We start from the raw sequence: 2,110 nt of genomic DNA, 5'->3' as shown, positions 1-2,110 counted from the left end.
GACAAGAAACCTTAACAATCGATCTGCTTTGCACACTGACCCGTCTTGAAAGTGGCGTAGTGTTGCCGAAGATTGCTGGTACATTGTTGGTGAATATGGGTGGTACATTTACGTGTGAATATTGACAGTGATCACCTGGGGTCGGCATCCGTCACCGCCAACGTTGATGGAAGCCTGAATAGTGAATTGAGGTATACTGCCTTTGGAGAAGTACGTTACAACAATGGCCTCACCCCCACCGACTACCGCTACACCGGGCAGTTGGAACAGGCCGAGTTAGGATTGTATTATTACGTAGCCAGGTGGTATGATCCTTGTATAATACAGTTTAATCAACCGGACACCCTGGTACCTTCTCCCGGAAAAGCTGTGTCTTGGAACAGGTATGCTTACGCCGATTGGAACCCCATAATCATTACAGATCCAACAGGCCACTTTGGCGTAGCGAGCGGGGTAATAGGAGTTGCAATTGGAGGTATGGCGGGAGCAATTGGTTATTTCAGTATGAATTATCGAACATTTGATAGCAATGAATACTGGACTGCTGTTGCTGCAAGTGCAATAGCGGGCGGGCTAATTGGATCGGGCTTAGCAATAGCAGCATCTACAGAAACAACGGTTGCATTATCTGTCGCAGCTTCAGCAATGATTGGAAGTGGTACATCAGCAGCTATGAGTGAAATGACGTATATTTTTTCCAATAAAGACAAATTTGAATCTAAACCTTTTGTGCAAAATGCGGCGATTGAGGGAGTTGTTGGAGGAATTACTGCGATTTGTCCAAATTCTAGTTTAGGTGTGGCAGCTAAAGGAGTCACATATATAGCTGGTGCAGAAACACAATACGCATTAGACAATCCTGATTGGACTACTGAGGGAGCAATAAATGCTGCAATTTTAGGTGCTGGTGGATACATTTCGGATATATCGGCAAGTAAATTTATAGACTCTACTTTTATAACAACAGGATATCTTCCTGAAAAAGTATGGCCGGGGCGGACTTATTCGACATCAAATCCAATTTTGAAAGAAGCTGCTCTTTCTAGAGGAAGAATTGGTGTAGCAAATTCTTTGGGAAATATTACTTCTGGATTATTTTCATCAATTACTCTATCTTGGGCAAAAGCTTTAAGGAATATCGATCACTATGGAAATTAATCTTATAATCGCTGGAATATTCTTTGTAATAATCATTGAATTTATGAAGCGGTTCCAATTAACGACAACGAACAATATCCTTGTCAGAGTTGAAAGAAAAAATGATAGAAAGAAAGTCATTACGATATCTGGATGGTGTTACCTTCAACTTATTGGTGTATATTGGATTGTGATAGGCATTCTATTAAAAATATTAAGATTGAAATTTGAAAACATTTTTCTTCAAGCCTTATTATTATTTTTAATATGTGGAGCACCCTTTGTGATTGGAAAGTACTTGTTAAGTAAAAAGTAATATTGTTTCTTCAATAAGTTGACATGGTTTCTCAATTATTCGTAATAATACAAGAAAATTAGTTTTATAGAATGCATAATTTTCTACGATGCTGTGGGAAGCTGAGGCCGACGGTATGACCCTTGAGGGCAAGCCTCGTAGATAAGAATGCCGCCTCAGCGCCATGAGAGGTCTCGAATAAGCAGGTAGCCGTTCTAGCGGCGCAAAACGGACAAGGCTGAGAGGCTCATGGCTATCTGAGGTCGCCTCGCTTCAAGTACTCACGCGAAGGAGGTGCTGCCATGACATTCTACTGTGGCATCGATGTCGCCAAGCGAAAACATGCGGTGGCGATCTTGAACGAGAGCGGGCAAGTGTGCAAGCCGGTCTTTGTCACTGAGAATACGCGTGCCGGGTTGGCGTATCTGCTGGAGCACTTGAGCCAGCTTGGAAATGAAGTCTCCGTCGGACTGGAAGCCACCGGTCACTACTGGCTGTCTCTGTATGATGTCCTGACCAGTCAAGGTTATCCGGTGTCTGTGATCAACCCACTGCAAATCTCCGCTTACCGGAAAAGCGGCGTTCGGAAAGTAAAAAATGACCGTTCAGATGCGGTGTGGATCGCGGACTTCATGCGGATTTCGAATACACCCGCTTCCAGCCGCGATATTCCCATGC

At 43.5% G+C, this 2,110-nt stretch carries 2 protein-coding genes; both read left to right on the top strand.

Annotated features, from left to right (window positions below; translation table 11 throughout):
- Positions 1-114: 114 nt before the first annotated feature.
- Complete coding sequence (locus ADN00_RS01815; protein ID WP_160317452.1) at positions 115-1,158, top strand: RHS repeat-associated core domain-containing protein; 1,044 nt, start codon at positions 115-117, stop codon at positions 1,156-1,158.
- A gap of 576 nt (positions 1,159-1,734) precedes the next feature.
- On the top strand, positions 1,735-2,110 hold a 376-nt coding region (locus ADN00_RS01805; RefSeq protein ID WP_152966218.1), incomplete at its 3' end, for an IS110 family transposase.

The sequence above is a fragment of the Ornatilinea apprima genome (assembly GCF_001306115.1).
In the GTDB taxonomy this organism is placed as follows: Bacteria; Chloroflexota; Anaerolineae; order Anaerolineales; family Anaerolineaceae; genus Ornatilinea; species Ornatilinea apprima.
This window is presented reverse-complemented; position numbering and strand designations above follow the sequence as displayed.